At 68.0% G+C, this 17,688-nt stretch carries 14 protein-coding genes and 5 pseudogenes; 11 read left to right on the forward strand and 8 right to left on the reverse strand.

Going from position 1 to position 17,688, the window contains the following annotated elements; translation table 11 throughout:
- Positions 1-1,290: 1,290 nt before the first annotated feature.
- Positions 1,291-1,530, forward strand: a pseudogene (locus tag AB0D57_RS41435) (GNAT family N-acetyltransferase); the annotation flags it as partial.
- A 57-nt stretch (positions 1,531-1,587) separates the two neighbouring features.
- Here the strand turns inward: AB0D57_RS41435 and AB0D57_RS41440 are convergent.
- Positions 1,588-3,075, reverse strand: coding sequence for an FGGY-family carbohydrate kinase (locus AB0D57_RS41440; protein ID WP_362086200.1), 1,488 nt, complete (start codon positions 3,073-3,075; stop codon positions 1,588-1,590).
- A 708-nt stretch (positions 3,076-3,783) separates the two neighbouring features.
- Positions 3,784-4,164: pseudogene (locus AB0D57_RS41445) on the reverse strand (transposase family protein); the annotation flags it as partial.
- A 133-nt stretch (positions 4,165-4,297) separates the two neighbouring features.
- On the opposite strand from AB0D57_RS41445, the gene AB0D57_RS41450 reads away from it, so the two are divergent.
- Entirely contained in the window at positions 4,298-4,807 is a 510-nt protein-coding gene (locus AB0D57_RS41450; RefSeq protein WP_362086203.1) for an endonuclease domain-containing protein, read from the forward strand.
- Positions 4,808-5,335: 528 nt separating this feature from the next.
- Here AB0D57_RS41450 and AB0D57_RS41455 read toward each other — a convergent pair.
- On the reverse strand, positions 5,336-5,494 hold the full coding sequence (locus AB0D57_RS41455) for a hypothetical protein (RefSeq protein ID WP_362086206.1): 159 nt from the start codon (positions 5,492-5,494) through the stop codon (positions 5,336-5,338).
- A 112-nt stretch (positions 5,495-5,606) separates the two neighbouring features.
- Here AB0D57_RS41455 and AB0D57_RS41460 point away from each other — a divergent pair.
- The 3 genes and pseudogenes from AB0D57_RS41460 to AB0D57_RS41470 form a co-directional block, all read left to right on the forward strand.
- Positions 5,607-5,825: pseudogene (locus tag AB0D57_RS41460) on the forward strand (short-chain fatty acyl-CoA regulator family protein); the annotation flags it as partial.
- Positions 5,826-6,187: 362 nt separating this feature from the next.
- Positions 6,188-6,811 (forward strand): transposase, encoded by a 624-nt coding sequence (locus AB0D57_RS41465; protein WP_362086209.1) that lies wholly within the window; start codon positions 6,188-6,190, stop codon positions 6,809-6,811.
- 3 nt (positions 6,812-6,814) lie between these two features.
- Positions 6,815-7,300 (forward strand): transposase, encoded by a 486-nt coding sequence (locus AB0D57_RS41470; protein ID WP_362086212.1) that lies wholly within the window; start codon positions 6,815-6,817, stop codon positions 7,298-7,300.
- A gap of 124 nt (positions 7,301-7,424) precedes the next feature.
- On the opposite strand, the gene AB0D57_RS41475 is transcribed toward AB0D57_RS41470, so the two are convergent.
- Positions 7,425-8,720 carry a hypothetical protein gene (locus tag AB0D57_RS41475; protein ID WP_362086215.1) on the reverse strand — a complete coding sequence of 432 codons (1,296 nt, stop codon included), beginning with the start codon at positions 8,718-8,720 and terminating at the stop codon, positions 7,425-7,427.
- 97 nt (positions 8,721-8,817) lie between these two features.
- On the opposite strand from AB0D57_RS41475, the pseudogene AB0D57_RS41480 reads away from it, so the two are divergent.
- Positions 8,818-8,990 (forward strand): annotated as a pseudogene (locus tag AB0D57_RS41480) (sulfite exporter TauE/SafE family protein); the annotation flags it as partial.
- A 119-nt stretch (positions 8,991-9,109) separates the two neighbouring features.
- Here the strand turns inward: AB0D57_RS41480 and AB0D57_RS41485 are convergent.
- The 3 genes and pseudogenes from AB0D57_RS41485 to AB0D57_RS41495 all read right to left on the reverse strand — a co-directional run.
- Positions 9,110-9,223, reverse strand: a pseudogene (locus AB0D57_RS41485) (IS5/IS1182 family transposase); the annotation flags it as partial.
- A 92-nt stretch (positions 9,224-9,315) separates the two neighbouring features.
- Positions 9,316-9,849, reverse strand: a complete 534-nt coding sequence (locus tag AB0D57_RS41490; protein WP_362086218.1) for a calcium-binding protein — start codon at positions 9,847-9,849, stop codon at positions 9,316-9,318.
- Between the two features lie 221 nt (positions 9,850-10,070).
- Positions 10,071-10,295: a hypothetical protein gene (locus AB0D57_RS41495; RefSeq protein ID WP_362086221.1), complete on the reverse strand. Its 225-nt coding sequence runs from the start codon at positions 10,293-10,295 to the stop codon at positions 10,071-10,073.
- Positions 10,296-10,449: 154 nt separating this feature from the next.
- Between AB0D57_RS41495 and AB0D57_RS41500 the strand changes: the two genes are divergently transcribed.
- The 5 genes from AB0D57_RS41500 (at position 10,450) to AB0D57_RS41520 (ending at position 15,838) form a co-directional block, all read left to right on the forward strand.
- On the forward strand, positions 10,450-11,205 hold the full coding sequence (locus AB0D57_RS41500; protein ID WP_362086224.1) for a (5-formylfuran-3-yl)methyl phosphate synthase: 756 nt from the start codon (positions 10,450-10,452) through the stop codon (positions 11,203-11,205).
- 8 nt (positions 11,206-11,213) lie between these two features.
- Entirely contained in the window at positions 11,214-12,617 is a 1,404-nt protein-coding gene (locus AB0D57_RS41505; RefSeq protein ID WP_362086227.1) for an aldehyde dehydrogenase family protein, read from the forward strand.
- Positions 12,618-12,619: 2 nt separating this feature from the next.
- Positions 12,620-13,723, forward strand: a complete 1,104-nt coding sequence (locus AB0D57_RS41510; RefSeq protein ID WP_362086230.1) for an NAD(P)-dependent alcohol dehydrogenase — start codon at positions 12,620-12,622, stop codon at positions 13,721-13,723.
- Between the two features lie 288 nt (positions 13,724-14,011).
- A complete protein-coding gene (locus tag AB0D57_RS41515; RefSeq protein ID WP_067382186.1) occupies positions 14,012-14,920 on the forward strand; it encodes a class I SAM-dependent methyltransferase in 909 nt (302 codons plus the stop codon).
- Between the two features lie 405 nt (positions 14,921-15,325).
- Positions 15,326-15,838 (forward strand): transposase, encoded by a 513-nt coding sequence (locus AB0D57_RS41520; RefSeq protein ID WP_362086235.1) that lies wholly within the window; start codon positions 15,326-15,328, stop codon positions 15,836-15,838.
- A 304-nt stretch (positions 15,839-16,142) separates the two neighbouring features.
- Here the strand turns inward: AB0D57_RS41520 and AB0D57_RS41525 are convergent, their stop codons facing one another.
- Positions 16,143-17,639 (reverse strand): dihydroorotase family protein, encoded by a 1,497-nt coding sequence (locus AB0D57_RS41525; protein WP_362086238.1) that lies wholly within the window; start codon positions 17,637-17,639, stop codon positions 16,143-16,145.
- Between the last annotated feature and the right edge of the window lie 49 nt (positions 17,640-17,688).

A 17,688-nucleotide genomic window follows, 5' to 3' on the forward strand; every position in this document is an offset into this window, starting at 1 on the left:
CGATGGGGGTCCCCCCGCTCGAGCGAAGTCGAGAGTGGGGGAGTCGTTGACCGACGACAACGCCGCAGATGGGCGTGCCAAGCCCCGCGTCTGCGACATGATCCGCCGGACAGGCCCTAGGGGGACGGTCGCGTCTCGTGGTGAGCGACTGGGGCCGGAACGCGACTTGCAAGTGATGGCGTCTGTGATCAGGTCTGATCAGACGCTTGCTGACCCTTTGCTGACTCTACTGACGAGTAGTCGGGTGTTCGGGTGGCGTCCGTGCGCACGCTGAGTCTGGCCTTGTCCGGCCGTCCTTGTGTGCGCGAGCGGGGGAGAGAGGGCTAAGTGCCTGGGGACAGCCCTGCCGTACCGTCCGAACTCGCTCGTTCTCCTCCAGCCTGACCTCGACGGTGCCCCACTCCTTGCCCTTGGCCTGGTGGCACGTCTGGCCGGGGACCAGCTGGTCGCGCGCGACCTGTGATCTCGCCCGCAGGTTCTTCAAGCCGGTAAGCGGGGCTCGCGCATGCTTGTCCGAAGATCCCTGTTCCCGGAAGCGAGTGCGGCCGAGCCGAAACGCGGCAAGCTCGGAAATCGGCTGCCCGGGTGGGCCAAGTAGAGCGCGTCAGTGAGAGTGGTCTTCCCTGTGCCGTTCGCTCCGATCAGCACGCTGAACCGTCCGGGCAGATCGCAGACCATCGGGCCCTCGACGCTTGCGCGCAGACCGCTCACCGAGACGCGACTCAGATGCACTAGCTACCCCGAGGTATCAAAGAGCACGCCGTTGATCATCTTTGCGTACTGTGTCGACGAAGATGTGGCACTTCCGATCAGAACCGGCGAGCGCGTGGGAGCGATGCCTGGTGCGGTTGCCATCGACGCCGGCCCGAATCCGCGACCCTCACCGGCGGAACCGTGGGGGCGCATGCTGCGAGCTCTTCCGAGTGCACGCGGTGACCGCAAGCGGTAGCTCTCGGAGCGGCCAGCAGATGCTTCGTCTGCTGGTGATACATGGTCTGCGCGCCTCTGAGCAGCACGAATGCGGTTGAGGGAGCGGTGTGTCGGCCCTGGCCCGAGCATGGCCCGGATCTTGATCGCCGCCTGTGTCAGCGATTGCGGAGGCCAGTCCCGACGAGGTGAGCTGAGGCGAAGGGACTTGGCGACAGGTCGCTTCATCACCTGCCGCAATTGGTGCGACTGACCATCTTGGAGCGGGCTGGAGGCCGTGGAGCGAGAACCGCAGAGTGTTGAGCGAGGTCGGTTCCCCCGCGCCGGCGGGAAAACCGTGGACGGCAGTTGCGGGGAGAGGTTCCGGGAGCCGGGGAGGCCGAGCTCGGCTACATGTTCCTGCCGGAGGCGTGGGGGCGCGGGTACGCCGCCGAGGCGTGCACAGCTGCACTGGACTGGTTCGCCGCGCCTCCCGACGGGCCGGTGGTGCTGTGCACCTAGACCGTCAACGACCCCTCGGTGCGCCTCGCGGTGAAGCCGGAGTTCACAGAGGTGGAGCGGTTCGAGGAGTGCGGCGCTCAGCGGTGGTTCGGCGTGTGGTAATCGTCGTCCGGCTTCAGGACCGGACACGGAACGGGGCGGGCAGGGCGTAGGGCGACGTCACGGGGTATCTACTTCACGGCCGGTGTTCTGGTCATGGGCCAGGGCGTGGGTGACCGCGGTGGTGCTCTCGTACAGGACCCGGTACTGGGTGAACCGGCGGTCGTAGACACCCGCGGTGGCGGGATCGGGCCGGACCACCGATTCCGCCGGATTCCAGGCCGCGATGTCCGGTCGGCCGATCAGCCCGGCGGCGAGGAAGGCGGCACCGTAGCTGGCACCGATGGTCGTGCGGGCGACGATCTGTTCGAGGCCGGTGACATCGCTGACGATCTGAGGCCACAGTCCGCCCCGGGTGCCGCCGCCGACCGCCACGATCCGCCGGATGTCGGCGCCGGCCGCGAGCATCGTCTCGACGTTGTGCCGGACACCGTAGGCGGTGGCCTCCAGCGCCGCCCGCATCAGGTCGGCCCGGGTGTGACCCAGCGTCAGGCCCGCGATCACGCCCCGGGCGTCGGGGTCCATGACGGGTGTCCGTTCCCCGGCGAAGTACGGCAGCATCGCCAGGCCGTTCGCACCCGGGGGCGAGGCGGCCGCCTCGTCGAACAGCACGCCGAGGTCGACGTCGCCGAAGAGGTGCCCGAGCCAGTCGGTGACGGCTCCGGAGGTGGCCATACCGCCGGCCAGGCAACGGGTGCCGGGCAGGGCGCCGACCGTGGACCACATCGACGGGCTGGTCACGAGCCGGTCGACGGTGTTCACCAGGAACATCGTGGTGCCGTACATCAGCATCAGGTCGCCGACGCCGTGGCCGCCGACGCTGATGGCCTCGCTCCAGGCGTCGATCGTCCCCACGATGACCGGCGTCCCGGCCGGGACGCCCGCGACTGGCGTGCTCACCCGGCCGGCCTCCTCGCCCGGCCAGCGCAGCGGGGGGAGTTCGATGCCGGGTGCGATGTGCTCGGCCCACTCGGGGATCCAGCGCTGCTCGTGGATGTCGAACAGCGGGGTGCACTGGCTGGCGGAATGCAGGTCCAGCACGTAGGCGCCGGTCAGCCGGTGGGCGAGCCACGAGGCAGGCATGAGGAGGCGGCGGGCGCGTGCCCACACCCCGGGCTCCCGCTCGCTGATCCAGGCGAGTTTCGGCCCGACGGCCTGGGACGACAGCGCCGAACCGCACCTGCGGAAGACGGTGTCCGACCCCAACTCCCGGTTCAGCCGGGCGATCTGTTCCTCGGCGCGGGTGTCCACCCCGTACAGCACCGCCGGACGCACCGGCTCTCCCGCGTCATCGACCAGAAGGGTGCACGGGCCCATGCCGCTGACTCCGACGGCGCGGACGGTGACGTCGTCGCGATCGAGCAACTCGGCCGCGAGCGAGACGAACTCGTCCCACCACACATGTGCGTCCATCTCGACGTGCCCCGGCCGGGGACGGTCGACCACGTGACTGCGTACGGCCTCACCCAGGATGCGGCCGGCAGCGTCCACCACCACGCCCTTGGTGCTGGAGGTGCCAACGTCAACTCCGAAGACGACGTCGATCATGTACTGCCTCCCTTGGCGCCAGGTGCGCCACCGTAGGTTGTCGCTCGGTCCGGCGGGCGGCCGCGGTTCAGCCGGACGGCTGCCGGAGATGTCGTCACATCTGTACCTCGGACGAGCGCGGCGGCGCCCCCCCGGGTCTCCATGGCAGAACCCAAATACCGGATCCGCGCCCAGTACACGGACTTCTTGGTCTGCTGGTGGTACAGAGGTAGTGCATCGCTGACCAGCGCAAAAAGCGCCCGTCGAGACTTTGGCAGGATCGCTGGCCCGGAAATGGTCCGGATCTTGACCGATGCGGTCCCTCGGACTGGGTGGCCGCCCGCGGCGCCACGCAGCGGTCGGAGCGGGAAAAAAAATGGGGGGTGCCACCTACTGCATCCGCTCGCGCTCTGGTGTGACATGGCCATCGGCCGATGCCGCCCTGTACGCCGAAAATCCGCACGCTGCTGGCGTAGAGCGATAATCCGCTCGCCGTGGCCGCGTGCGGTGGTGGCCATCTGTCGTGAGCTATGACGGTCCCACATGGCACAAGTAGTCAGAACCGTCTTCGGACGTCCACGTGGTCCAGGGCGATGCTGTTTGTGCAGGTGGGGGCTTTGTGGTCCCGGTGCGTCGATGGTGTTCGTGATCGGCGTGTGACAGAAGAGGGCGATGCAGAACCCCCGTTGGCTCGCTCCAGCCGGGGGTTCTGTCGCGTACTGAGCATTTTCAGCGTTGCCTCTCCAGGGTGAGGACGGCCTTGGCGACTGACGTCATGCGGTTGGGGCAGATCCGGGATCTTCGGAAGATCCGCCCGGACTTCAGCAGTGCCATGCCCCGTTCGAGGGGTGCCCGGGAGGAGGCCAGCGTCCGGTGGGTCGTTTGCTGTGTGGGGGTCAACTGCCCGCCGGGCGGCGGTCTGCGCCCGGTGGTGACCCAGGGGCCGGCGCCCTGGTAGGCGCGGTCGGCCAGGTCGGGCACGCCCTGGCGTTCGTAGATCCGGGTGATCCGGTGGGTGCGGGCCGCGGTCAGGTCGTGGCACCGGCCTGGCATGGCCGGCGAGATCCACAGCACCCGCCCGGCCGGGTCGGTCACGACCTGCACGTTCACGAGAGACGGCATCAGGGTCATGGTGTTGCGCGACTTGTCGCGCGAGACGGCCGCGGGCTCTCTGTACGCGGCCGAGGGGAATCTGCGCTGACATGGTCGGAGCGATGTCAGTGCCGCCCGCTACCGTCGAGGAATGCCAGGTCACTACGGAGTCCAGCTGACACGCGACACTTTGCACGACTGCGAGGGATGCGGCGTCACCATCAAATACAGGGGAGAAGGTCGACGCACAGGGCACTGCCTGAGCTGTAGTCGGATAGCCCGGCAAGGTCGCCGATACAACCTGACGGCAGGCGATGTGAGGGCCATCCTGGAGCTTCAGGGTGGAGTATGCGCGTTGTGCGGGCGCGGGCCCGACCGTGACGGAAGCTCCTCGTACTGGCACATCGACCATGATCACGCATGCTGTGAGCCGTCGGACGCCGCTTGGTCCATATGCGGAGCGTGCGTCCGCGGCCTGCTGTGTAGCGGGTGCAATGCTCGTGGCCTTGCCTGGTACGAACTTCTTCCCAGAGACCGTAGGGATTGGGGGCGCGTGAACGACTACCTGGCCAATTCACCGGCCCGTCGCCTTCGCCTTGCTGGAACGCTGAAGTTCTGCCTGGGGCACCTCGCGCATGCCGGTGCGGCCCGACACGGGTAAGCCCGCCGGCCCCAGATGGATCCTGCCAACTCGTGAGGATGGCAGTGGCGTTGGCCACTATGTACGTGGTTAACGAGACCCTTGAAAGGCAAGGTGCATCGGTGCAGATGGCCGACTATCACGGCGCGGCGGCAGAGTCCCTATAGGGGCGCCTGGCCGGCGCTCTCCTATGGCGACGCCCGTTGGGCGGCGACGTCGTGACTCAGATCCGGCGGCGGGTTGATTCCTGCCCTGGTTCCGTGACGGCGCTCTGACGATGCCTGGGAGGGCCTTCCTTGTCCGCAACCACTTCTACCTGCGACCACCGCGTGTACCACGTGGTCGTTGTCGCCTTGATCTCCATCATTGTTGGGCTTACCACCGGGGTCGGCTTTGCCGCTCTCGGACAGTCCCCCTCACCGCTGTTGCTTCCGGCGGTGCCGTCGTGCCGTTCGTCTTCTCTGCTGGCATGACCGCAGTCGCGTACGTGAAGCGGCAGGCACAGTAGGCGACTTCGTGGGGTGGCTCCTTCAGGCCACCCCACGCCTGTTACTCGGCGAGCCCCAAGTCCTTCTTGTAGTCAGCGATGGCGAGGACAGCCGTGGACTGCTCCTCGGGCTCAGGCTCGTGCAGTTCAATGCGCACACGGCGCCAGTCGCCCTCGGCGACGAGGAGTCGCTCGAAGGCGGAGTAGATCGTCTGAAGCATCTGGCCCGACCGCTATCCCGACTTCTTGTAATGGCAGGGGTCTTCGCATAGCGAATAGGTCAGCACCCAGTCGGACTGCTGGTAGAAGTCGGTCTGGCCGGACTCCTTCTACGAGATCCGCCACGCCCACCGGCTCTTCTACTCCGACGGCCCCGACCTCGGCCGCACGGCCGCCACCCCCATCGGGATGGGCTGCCGCGTCGGCGAACGCCTCGAGTGCCCACAGCGGGCGGCGCCGCTCGGCCACCCACTGCAGATCAACCCGAACGCCAGCACGTTGGTGCCCTGCCCCGTGGCGCACACAGCCGTCGACAAGCCGCGCCGGTCGTGAAGCAACCTGAACGAAGATGTCGGCCTCTGCGCTGCGTAGCGATCGGCCGGAGTCATATCGAGGATGTCCCGAGAGCGGAAACTGAGCATGCTCAGTATTTCTGGGTGGGGACGCTGTGACGGGCGGGAGGATGGGTGAGTGCTGTCCTGGGTCTGGGGTCTGACTCATGATTTCTCTGACCGAAGTGTCCTGGTGTCACAGTGTCGGCTGTTGGCCGGGGATGGTGCGTTGTCGGTGCCGGGCTGGCGGGGTGTGTCCCGATAGGGGCCTGCCGATTGTTGTGGCGTCCTCACGATTCTGACGGCCTGACGCGGCTCGGTGCCGGCAACGCAACACGCCACAGGACCGGAAGGGGAAGGGGCATGTCCAGTTCGACCGTGCCCAGTACGTCGCTCGCTCCGAGGGCCCGTCGTCGCCCTGCGGGGGAGGTGGTGCTGGGAGTGGACACGCACCGGGATGCTCATGTGGCTGCGGTGCTCTCGTTGATGGGTACAGTGCTTGCCACTGACGAGTTCCCGGCCACCGCGGCTGGATACCGGGATCTGCTGAAGTGGGCCAGGAAGTTGGGTGTGGTGGGGCGGGCCGGGGTGGAGGGGACCGGCTCCTTTGGGGCGTCCTTGTCGCGCTATCTGCTGGACCAGGGCGTGGACGTGTTTGACGTGAATCGGATGGACCGGGCAGATCGCCGTCGGCGCGGCAAATCGGATCCGCTCGATGCCCAGAACGCAGCGCGAGCCGTGTTGAGCGGGCGGGCCCGTGCCCGGGGCAAATCGGGCGACGGACCGGTGCAGATCGCCAGGACGTACAAGCTGGCCAAGGGGTCGGTGGTCAAAGCCCGCACCCAGGCCGTCAATCAGCTCAAGGCCGTCCTCATTACTGCTGACCCCGCCTTGCGGGAAGAGCTGGCCCAACTGGGCAATGCGGAACTCTTCCGGATCTGTGCGCGGTTCGCTCGCGTGAGCGGTCACGAGGAGGACGGTGAGTAATCGGTGCTGCAGGCCACTCGGATCACGCTGGGTCTGCTGGCTCACCGGATCGGCCAGCTCTCCGAGCAGATCCGCAATGTGGACGCTCGTCTGGCCCGCCTCGTGAAATGTCATGCCCCGCAGCTGCTTGACGTGGTGGGGATCGGTCCGGACACGGCCGTCGCCTTGCTGGTCACGGTGGGGGACAACCCGGAACGCCTGGACAGTGAGACGTCCTTCGCCGCGCTGTGCGGGGTCAGTCCCGTCGAGCGTTCCTCGGGACGCCGGCAGTACCGTCGCCTCAACCGCAGCGGCGACCGGCAGGCCAATGCTGCGCTACTTCGCATCGTGTTCACCCGCCTGCGGGTCGACCCGCGCACTCAGGACTACTACGAGCGCCGGATCAAGGAGGGCAAGACCCGACGCGAAATCGTCCGTTGCCTCAAGCGCTATGCGGCCCGGGAGGTCTTCCACCTGGTCAGACAGTTACAGTCAGGACCCCGCTCATAGGGGCTGTGAGACGCGAACGCAGGAGAGGCACGGTCCACGGGGCCGTGTCTCTCGGCTTCGGTATCTCGTCTCGGCGGCGGCTGATCACCCGTCGCCGACACCGAGAGTCTGGCGGAGTGGGTGCTCAATAGGTGGGTCCGTAGGGGCTCCAGCCGTGTATGAACGGCTGGAGGTCCTCGGTGCGAGGCTCGGGGATTTCCGGTAGCAACGGTGAACCGTTGAGCGGATTCAGGCGTTGCACGTGGCTCTCGGCCCACGCGATCCATGCCTCGGCTTCCTCCCTGGCCGGCCCGGGCGGCAGACCCTCTGCATGAAGTCGGAGTGCCCCGACGTACTCGACGAGGCCCGCTGCGCGCCTCCACGCCGCGTGCTGTGCTTCGAGGTGGCGGACACGGTATGTCTCTGCGTATTCCCTTGTGGCCTGACGCTTCGCGGCTTCCCATCGCAGGCGCTTCTGGTGTGCTTCCTCCAAGTCAGCCAGTCGCTTGTGTTCGGCTGCCTGTCCGCGAAGGCCGACCTCCTGCGCGATCTCGGCAAGCTGGTCCTCAAGAGGGCGTGCGGCCGTGTCGGCCCACTTGCCGGCCCGGTGCGGCAGGCCACCACTGACACAGATTCGGAGACGGTCAGCGGAGGAGTAGTCGTGGCGAGGGATCCTGACCCAGGAGTGCTTCTGCGCATCCGCGAGTTCCTTCTGCGTGGGGACGTGCTCGACGCGGTCCTGTTCCTGCAGGACGCGGAGTTCGCATGTCTGGCCCTGCGCCGTAATGGTGAAGTGAGGTGGGCCGCTTCGCCGACGATGCGATGGTGGTGCTGTATTCGGTTTACCGATTGCGGCGGTGTGCCCCGCCTTCTGTGTTGCGGTGAGCAGGGCATGGATGAGTCGGAAAGCCCGGTTTCGCACGGACTTGGTCAGCCCCATGGGACGAGAGAGACCCTGCAGGGCTTTGACGACTGGATGCGGCTGCACGAGTCGTGCCGGTACCGGAATGGGTGTCAGCGTGGCCAAGCGCCAGGCGGGCGTGTCGACGAGTCGGATTTCATAGCCGTCACGGCACCAGCCTCCGTGCAGCTCTTTGGTCTTTGGGATCTTCCCCGATCTCCGGGCAGCGACGACACGGACCGGCCATTTCTCGGTCTCCCGGCCGCTGGCTTCCCGTTTGACGATCCGGCCGCCCGCCTCCGCAAGCTCTTCCAGGAGCTGCTCCGTGACTGTCTTCTTCCCTTGTCGAGGTCCGGAGTTGGGGCTCGATGGCTGTGGCGGTGTCGTCGTGACTACCTGGTTGCCAGCTTTCTGCCTGACGGAGGCGGCTGTCGGCTGCGTTGCAGCTTTCTGCACGGGAGCGGTACCTGTGGTACGAGATTTGTCGGGGGGATAGCTGCCGTGGTCGAGGAAATGCTGGCCGACGGTCGTGAGCGTCACGGACCATTGCCCTTTCCCCTGGAGACTTTGACTAGTCCCCGGCACTGTAACGCCCGGCAGCTGAGCTTGTGCGCCTCTCCCTGCCATATTCCCTCAGGGCAGCCTTGCCCCCGACTGGTTCCTCGGCCCCGGGCCTGTGGCCTCGGCGGCCTCATCGGCGGCTACCTCGGAGCCCGCCTCCAACCGCGCATGCCCGAGACCTTCCTCCGGCTCCTCCTCGGCACCCTGGCCGCCTCACTCGGCGCCGTCTACGCGATCAGTGCATCGCGTAGACCTGGTCGATCAACGATTGCCATCACGAAGCGACCTTCCATCTGCCGACCGGCCGACCGACGAACTGGCATGCCCGTCAGGGAACCTCAGTGAAGTCTTCATGGCACCTCTGCGTGCAACAAACCGATCACCTGCCGGTGATCGCGCCACCGGCCGCACCGGTTGTTGCTCACCGGCAGCAGCGGCTCCAGCACCGCCCACTCGCCGTCCGTCAGATCCCGACGGCTCAGCATGGCCAGCCCCACGGTCTCCCTGCTCGCAGTGATGATCCGGGAGCCCGGTGGCTCGCCCCCTACGGAGCGAGCCGCTGGGCCGGGCTGGATCAGGCTGCCGGAGATGGTGCCAGCAGGTCTGCAGGGATGCCGCCCTTGTCAGGGGCGTAGAAGTTCTTGATCTCGGCTTCCCAGACATCCACCCCGACCCGGTCGGCATCATCGGGCCCGAGGGCCTCGAAGAGGGCTTGGATGTTCGGCAGGTCGAAGCCGACCCCTCTCAGCATGCCGGTGAACACCGGTCGTGTGACGGTACCGCTGCCGTCCAGGTCACCGAGGCGTGCGAAGCCGGCCGCGAACTCGTCGATCGCCCCGCTGAAGCGCTCCGGCGACAGGACGCATGCCTGGTACTCGTCGTAAGTGATCTGGCCGTCGTGATGCGTATCGAGTTCGCCGGCCAGCGTGTTCCAGTAGCGCCTGAAGCCGGCTTGCATGGCCTGCTTCCGTGCCTCGTCGGCTCCGGGCACGGCCGCGGCAACCCGGCTGGTCATCAGATTGAAGTCGTCGGATTCCAGGACCCCGTTGCCGTCGGCGTCGAACAGGGTGAAAACGAGTTTCACACGGTTGACCGCTTCACTGCGCATGGGCTCTTACCTTTCGTCAGGCGAGGAGATGGGACGGCCGTGCGTGCCCGCCGCGCCGTACGGTGCGCGACGGCACGGTGGCGTACCGGTGAGCCGCCGACAGGTGCGGCGAAACACCGCGCGGGGCGGGGGAAGCCGTGTCTGCGGCGGGCCGGTCGCATGGCCGTCGCGCTGTCACTATGCGGGCTGCGGAATCCGGTGTCCCGGGGAGGGCTGGCTTGTCAACAGAAAGAGTGGAGATGGCGCCGATCCGGCATGAACCGGCCTATTCGCCGCCCAGTCGGCGTCCCGTCCCACGCCTCCTCGATGGCGGCCGCGGCCTTGCCCATGTCGTCGGCCGAGCCGCTGGAGACCACCTGCACGTGCGCGACCCAGCCGTGCGCCGTGCTCCACACATCGAGCCCCCTCTGCGGATCGGACGGGAGCTGGTTGGAACCGGCGCGCACGGCGCACTGGGTAGACCGGCAGCACCCCGTTCGGTCTCTGCACGCCCTACCGGTGGTCACGGGCCGCCCTCAATGATGAGCAGACCGCAAGAAATCCAAGCGACTCCGCACCCCCGCCTCCTGGCCAGGTGGATATGCGGGGAAGGAGCCCACGTTGTTACTTCTCATCTCCCCGAACAGCGTCGAGGAGGCCCTCGACTGCGCGAAGGCGGCGGAGCATCTCGACATCGTGGATGTCAAGAAGCCCGATGAGGGCTCGCTCGGCGCGAACTTCCCGTGGGTCATCAGGGAGATCCGCGACGCGGTCCCGGCGGACAAGCCGGTGTCCGCCACCGTGGGAGACGTGCCGTACAAACCCGGCACAGTGGCCCAGGCGGCACTTGGTGCGGCTGTCTCCGGAGCCACGTACATCAAGGTCGGCCTCTACGGATGCACGACACCCGACCAGGCTGTCGATGTCATGCGAGGGGTCGTCCGGGCAGTGAAGGAACATCGGCCGGACGCCTTCGTCGTCGCCTCGGGCTACGCCGACGCCCACCGGATCGGCTGTGTCAACCCGCTCGCACTGCCCGACATCGCCCTGCGCTCCGGCTCCGACGCGGCCATGCTCGACACCGCGGTCAAGGACGGGACACGGCTGTTCGACCACGTTCCGCCTGAGGTCTGCGCGGAGTTCGTGCGGCGGGCCCACGAAGCCGATCTGCTCGCCGCCCTTGCGGGCAGCGTGAAGGTGGGAGACCTCGGTGCACTGACCCGCATCGGCACGGACATCGTGGGTGTGCGCGGGGCGGTCTGCGAGAGGGGCGACCGCAACACCGGAAGGATCCAGCCGCAGTTGGTTGCCGCCTTCCGGGCGGAGATGGACCGGCACGCCCGAGAACACACGGCTGCCGTAACCGCCGCGAGCTGACCGCCGGCATGGCCACGCATCAGCCCCGGCACGTGCCCGTGATCCCCGGCAAGCGCTTCGCCGTCCTCGATCCGGCAACCGGCGAGACCTTCGACGAGGCTCCCGACCAGCAGCCGGACGAGCTGGACGCCGTCGTCGGCCGGGCCCACGAGGCATGGCGCAACTGGCGGGCCGACCCCGGCGCCCGCACCATCGCATTACTCGAGGCAGCCGACGCCGTGGAGGCGGCCGGGGCGGACATCGCCCCCTTGCTCACCCGTGAACAGGGCAAACCCCTGGCCGAGTCGTACAAGGAGATCGCCCGCACGGCGGCCCGCCTGCGCTACTTTGCCGAGCTGGCCCCACAGTCCCAGCCCATCATGGACGGCCGGCCGGTACGCAGCGAGATCCGCTGGCGCCCGCTCGGGCCCGTCGCCGCGATCATCCCGTGGAACTTCCCCCTCCAGCTCGCGTCCGCGAAGTTCGCGCCCGCGCTCGCCGCGGGCAACACGATGGTGCTCAAGCCCTCCCCCTACACACCCCTCGCCACACGGCTGCTGGGATCCGTTATTGCCACCGCCCTTCCCGAGGACGTACTGACGATCGTCACCGGTCACGAACCCCTTGGCGCCCGCCTCGCATCTCATCCGGGGATCCGCCACGTGACCTTCACCGGTTCGATTCCCACCGGACGGGCCGTCGCGGAGGGGGCAGCGGCCTCACTCGCCCGCGTCACCCTGGAATTGGGCGGCAACGACGCGGCCATCCTGCTGGAGGACGTGGATGTGGAGCGGATCGCGGACCGGCTGTTCTGGGCGGCGTTCCGCAACTGCGGCCAGGTCTGCATGGCGGTCAAGCGCGTCTACGCCCCGGCTCGGCTCTACTCGCCCGTGGTCGAGGCCCTCGCACAACGCGCGAAGACCGCCGTCGTCGGAGCCGGTCTCGCCCCGGGAACGCAACTGGGACCGGTCAACAACGCCGCCCAACTGGCCCGGGTCGAGGACTACACGGCGCAGGCCCTGGCAGACGGCGCCCGAGCCGTGGCCGGGGGCTGTCGGCTGGACCGACCGGGCTACTTCTTCGCCCCGACGATCCTGGCTGATGTCCCGGTCGACAGCCCGGTGGTGACGGAGGAGCAGTTCGGGCCAGTCCTGCCGGTGCTGCCGTACGGGAGCGTCGACGAAGCTGTCGAGGCGGCCAACGACACTGGTTTCGGGCTGGGAGGCTCGGTATGGGGGACCGACCTCGACCGGGCCGAGGAGGTGGCCGACCGGCTGGAGTGCGGAACGGCATGGATCAACCACCACGCCGAACTGTCCCTCGCCCAGCCTTTCGCGGGCTCCAAGGAGAGCGGTGTCGGTGTCGCGGGCGGTTCATGGGGGCTCTACGGCAACCTCAGACCGTTCGTCGTGCACCGTCCGCAGGAGGCGTGACGATGAGGTTCAACGCGGCGGTACTGCGTTCGTACGAGAGCCGATTCGCCGTCGAGGAGGTGCTCCTGAACACGGGACCGGCCGACGGCGAGATCCTGGTCAAGATCGCAGGCTGCGGGATGTGCCGGACCGATCTCGCGGTCCGGCGTTCGGCAGGCCGCTCACCGCTGCCGGCGGTGCTCGGCCACGAAGGTGCCGGGGTCGTGGCGGAGACGGGCGGCCCGCACACCGGCCTGAGCAACGGCGACCACGTCGTACTGAGCTTCGACTCCTGCGGCCACTGCCGGAACTGTTTGGACGCTGCCCCCGCCTACTGCGACTCCTTCGCCTCGCTCAACCTCTTTGGCGGGCGCAAGGAGAATGCCGCGCGATTCACCGACGTGGCCGGGGACGAACTGGCCCCCCGGTGGTTCGGCCAGTCCTCGTTCGCCGAGTACGCGGTGGTCCCGGCCCGCAACGCCGTGCGGGTCGACCCCTCGCTGCCCATCGAGCTGCTCGGACCGCTCGGCTGCGGGTTCCTCACCGGCGCCGGGGCGGTCTTCAACTCCTTCGCCGCCGGGCCGGGTGACACCCTCGCGGTCTTCGGCGCAGGAGCGGTGGGCCTGGCCGCAGTGATGGCGGCCACCGCCTCCGGAGCGGTGCCCCTGGCCGTCGACCGGCACCCCGAACGGCTGGTCCTCGCCGAACGATTCGGCGCGACCCCGCTGCACGCTGCAACACCCGACCTGCCCGGCCGCATCCGGCGACTGACCGACGGCGGCGCGCACTACGCGCTGGACACCACGGCCTCCGCCCAGCTGATCAACGACGCGCTCCGGGCTCTGCGCCCGACCGGCCACCTCGGGCTGGTGGCACGGCTCCACACCACGCTGCCGCTCGAACCGGGGGCGCTGGACCGAGGCAGGAGAATCTCCCACATCTGCGAGGGGGATGCGGTACCGGGCCTGCTGATTCCGCGGCTGACCGGGCTGTGGCAGGCCGGGCGGTTTCCGTTCGACGAGCTGATCCGTACGTATCCGCTCGCCGACATCAATGAGGCCGAAGGCGACTGCGAAGCGGGCGGCGTGGTCAAACCCGTCGTGATTCCGGAGGGTTGGAACCGATGAGTGAGGCATTCAACGTCCCTTGCCTGTCGATCGGCCCTCATCCACCGTCATCTGATTGGCCGCTACCTGACGAAACACCTCTGGACGCCGCTTCGCTGTGGCCGGCCCGCGCGGCGACCTGCCCCGTGCTGGGCCGGCCCAACTGAGGAACCGGGTGGCCGCAGGTCTGTGCGCCATCGGGCGCCCCTCGGGAACATGGAGCCCTGAGCGGTGTTGTCGCGTGTCCACCCTCGATCCGTCAGTCGCAACCCTCGCTGTTCGTGGTCCCAATTCGCCAACGGAGGAAACGTGGTCGGCACAACGCATCACAACACCGGCGTGGAAGGCGTGGAAGGAGGTATAGGGGTGACCGCTCTCATGGTCGCCGCGGCACGGGCGATCGAGACCCACCGCCACGACACCCTGGCACGGGACGTCTATGCGGAGCACTTCGTGCGCGCCGCACCGGCGTCCGCCGGCTGGCCGGTCCGCATGCAACAGGTCCCGGACGGGGACGCGAACCCCCTGTGGGGACGGTTCGCGCGTTACTTCGGTCTGCGGACGAGGGTCCTCGACGACTTTCTTCTCCGGTCGGTGCACACGGGAAGCGCCCGCCAAGTGGTGCTGCTCGGGGCGGGGTTGGATGCGCGGGCTTTCCGGCTCGACTGGCCTCCCGGGTGCGTGATCTTCGAGATCGACAGGGAAGGAGTGCTGGAGTTCAAGCACGAGGTGCTCGACGGACTGTCGGCCACCCCGAAGGCAGCGCGCGTACCCATCCCGATCGATCTCCGCGCCGACTGGGTCGGAGCACTCGCCGACGCCGGCTTCGACACGACCGCACCGAGCGTCTGGCTGGCCGAGGGGTTGCTGTTCTACCTGCCGACCGTCGCCGAGACGAACCTCATTGACATGGTGGACCGGTTGAGCACGGAAGGAAGTGCTCTGGCGTTCGAGGTCAAGCTCGACAAGGACTTGCTGGAATACCGCGACAGCCCGCTCTACACCTCGACGACACAACAAATCGGCATCGACCTACTCAACCTGTTCGACAAGGAGCCGCGGCCCGACTCTGCAGGTGACCTGGCGAGCAAGGGCTGGTCCACATCGGTCCACACCCCCTTCGACTTCACCCGCCAGCACGGACGCGGCCCGCTGCCCGAGCAGAACGACGCCCTGGCGGGTAACCGGTGGGTGTTCGCAAACAAGCCCCGACCGTAACGCTGCAGCCGGGCGACTGGGCCCGGACCCGACACGTCGCTGTCCCATGCGCAACTGGCGGCCGGACACGTCGGTGCTCGGTGTAGCGCTAAAGGAACGGCTCGAAGAACTTTGGCAAGACCTCCGCCCGCTGACGAGGCTGCTCTTGAAGCGGTATGCGGTCATCCCGCAGGTGCGTCGAACAGCCCCGGGGAGTCGGGCAGAGCCCGGCCGATTCCCAGCTCTTTCTGGCTCCGGCTTGTCCTCGACTGCGGGAAGGTCCCCACCCGGGACTCCTCTCCCTGGACTCAAGATCCAGTGTCGAGGTGTCCACGATCAAGGTGGAAGGCCCATGCCGAACTCTTCCGTACCTGCGTACAGTTCAACGATGCGCGTGGTCGCGAGGAGGTCGGCGCGGAGTCGGTGGTGCAGGCCACCCGGATCACGCTGGGCCTGCTGGCTCAACGGATCGGCCGGCTCTCCGAGGAGATCCGGGACGTCGAGGCTCGTCTGACCCGGCTTGTGGAACGGCATGCCCCGCAGCTTCTCGACGTGGTCGGGATCGGTCCGGACACGGCGGTCGCTCTGCTGATCACGGTGGGGGACAACCCGGAACGTCTGGACGGCGAGGCGTCGTTCGCCGCGCTGTGCGGGGTCAGCCCTGTCGAGCGTTCATCGGGGCGCCGGCAGTTCAGTCGCCTCAACCGTGGCGGCGACCGGCAGGCCAACGCCGCGCTCCACCGCATCGTGTTCACCCGCCTGCGGGTCGACCCGCGTACCCAGGACTACTACGAGCGCCGGATCAAAGAGGGTAAGACCCGTCGCGAAATCGTCCGTTGCCTCAAGCGCTATGCGGCCCGGGAGGTCTTCCACCTGGTCAGACAGTTACGGCCCCGGAGCCCTAGCCCAGACACCAGCCGCAAAGTAGGTCGCGGGTAGCCGGACAAGCCCGTTTCCCTCGCCTTGGCGCCGTCGTTGGTCTGATCGAGTGATCGGGGCCAAAGGGGCGGGCGTGCGGCAAGAGTGGTCGCCAGAGGAGCTGTTGGCGAACTGGACGCTGGTAGACGGCGACTGGGACCTGGTAGCGAACAAGAGCGGGGCGCCCCGGCTCGGATGGCTGTCGGCATCCTCAGGTTCCGATCCTCGGTCGATGGATACGGATCAACCCAGGCCCGATTGCCTCGACGGCCTCCTTGTCGTCCCTTGCGCTGGTAGGCGGTGGCTGGGGCGGGCCGCGACTCGGTCACCGCAGCGTGCGGGGCGCCGCCGGCCAGGCGTCGCGGGTCGGGCGGTGCAGGTAGGCGCCGAGGGGTTCGCCGACGGCCTTGCCCGCCCGCAGGATGTGGTTGCCTCTCAAGAAGGTGTCGGTGACCTGGGCGGTCATCTCGAAGCCTTCGAACGGGGTGTACTCCTGCGTCGACTGCGACTCCGCGGCGTGCACGGTCCAGGTGCGGCCCGGGTCGACCAGGGCGATGTCGGCGTCGAAGCCGGGTGCGAGGGTGCCCTTGGAGCGCAGCCCGTAGCGCTGGGCGGGGTTCCAGGAGGTCAGCGCGGCGATCCTCCCCAAGGGCAGGCCGCGCTTCGTCCCCTCGGTGATCAGGCCGGGGAGGAGGTACTCGGCGCCGCCGAATCCGGCCCTGGCGAGGAAGACATCATCCCTGGGCTCACCGAACTTCAACTCCTCACGGCAGCACGCGTGGTCGCTGACGACCCAGTCGACGGTGCCGTCGAGCACGTACTCCCAGAGCGCCTCGACGTCGTCGCGGGGCCGCAGCGGCGGGTTGACCTTGCCGCCGAGGCCGTGCGCGGTGGTGATGTCGGCGAGCAGGTGCCCGACGGTGACCTCGCGGCGGAAGTCGATGTGCGGGAACGCCCGGCTCATCCGCACGGCCGCGTCGACCGCCTTGCGGGACGACAGGTGCAGCAGGTTGATGGTCGGCAGCCCGGTCTCGTGCGCCAGGTAGGAGGCGATGGAGACCGCGAGCCCCTCGGAGTGCTGCGGCCGGGAGGCGCTGTAGGCGGCGAGCCCGGTCAGCTCGCCCGCCTCCTCGACCAGCTTGGTGTACGCGGTCATGATCTCGGCGGTCTCGCAGTGCAGGGACAGCGAGATCTGTTCGGCGAGGTCGGGGAACCGCTCACGTGCGGCCTGCACTCCGCGCATGACGAACTCGAAGTGCGCGTAGTCGTACCGCTCGTCCTCGGGGATCATCAGGAACGCGTTCTGGTCGGCGGACCTGCCGTGCAGGCCATGGCTGCCGTAGAACATGAAGACCTTGAACGAGGTGACGCCGAACCGCTCGATCAGGTCGGGGATCTCGTCGATGTGACCGCGCGATATCGGCGCGAGGTGGAAGCCGTAGTCGATATGGGCGCGGCCGGCGGCGGCGTCCAGCACCTCGGGGAAGAAGTCGACGTACGCGCCGCCCTTGTTGAGGTAATACCGTCCGGTCCGCATGTAGGTCAGGGCGCTGGTGACCCCGCCCTGCGCGCTCGCGCGACTCTCGGTGGCCGCGTCCTCGGCCGGCGGGTTGTAGATCCCCCAGTGCTGGTGGGCGTCGACGACGCCGGGGAACGCCAGCTTGCCACCGGCGTCGACCACCCGACGGGCGCCTTGCGTGGCGATGCCGGGGGCCACGGCGATGATCCGCCCGCCGCTGACCGCGATGTCCGCGGGCCGGGCGTCATCATGGTCGTGGGTGACAACACGGGCGTTCTTCAGCACCAGGTCGTACTCCGTCACGGTGGCCTCCTGTCAGTGTCTTGAGCTCCGTCACGTGCCTGCCGTCAAA

The organism is Streptomyces sp. NPDC048275 (assembly GCF_040652275.1).
GTDB lineage: Bacteria > Actinomycetota > Actinomycetes > Streptomycetales > Streptomycetaceae > Streptomyces.

Excerpts from the sequence above, each read along its gene's own strand:
- AB0D57_RS41490 (WP_362086218.1), bottom strand. The coding sequence starts at position 9,849 with ATGCGCAGTGAAGCGGTCAACCGTGTGAAACTCGTTTTCACCCTGTTC.
- AB0D57_RS41455 (WP_362086206.1), bottom strand. The coding sequence starts at position 5,494 with ATGCTTCAGACGATCTACTCCGCCTTCGAGCGACTCCTCGTCGCCGAG.
- AB0D57_RS41450 (WP_362086203.1), top strand. The coding sequence starts at position 4,298 with ATGCCAGGTCACTACGGAGTCCAGCTGACACGCGACACTTTGCACGAC.
- AB0D57_RS41505 (WP_362086227.1), top strand. The coding sequence starts at position 11,214 with ATGGCCACGCATCAGCCCCGGCACGTGCCCGTGATCCCCGGCAAGCGC.
- AB0D57_RS41440 (WP_362086200.1), bottom strand. The coding sequence starts at position 3,075 with ATGATCGACGTCGTCTTCGGAGTTGACGTTGGCACCTCCAGCACCAAG.
- AB0D57_RS41465 (WP_362086209.1), top strand. The coding sequence starts at position 6,188 with ATGTCCAGTTCGACCGTGCCCAGTACGTCGCTCGCTCCGAGGGCCCGT.
- AB0D57_RS41510 (WP_362086230.1), top strand. The coding sequence starts at position 12,620 with ATGAGGTTCAACGCGGCGGTACTGCGTTCGTACGAGAGCCGATTCGCC.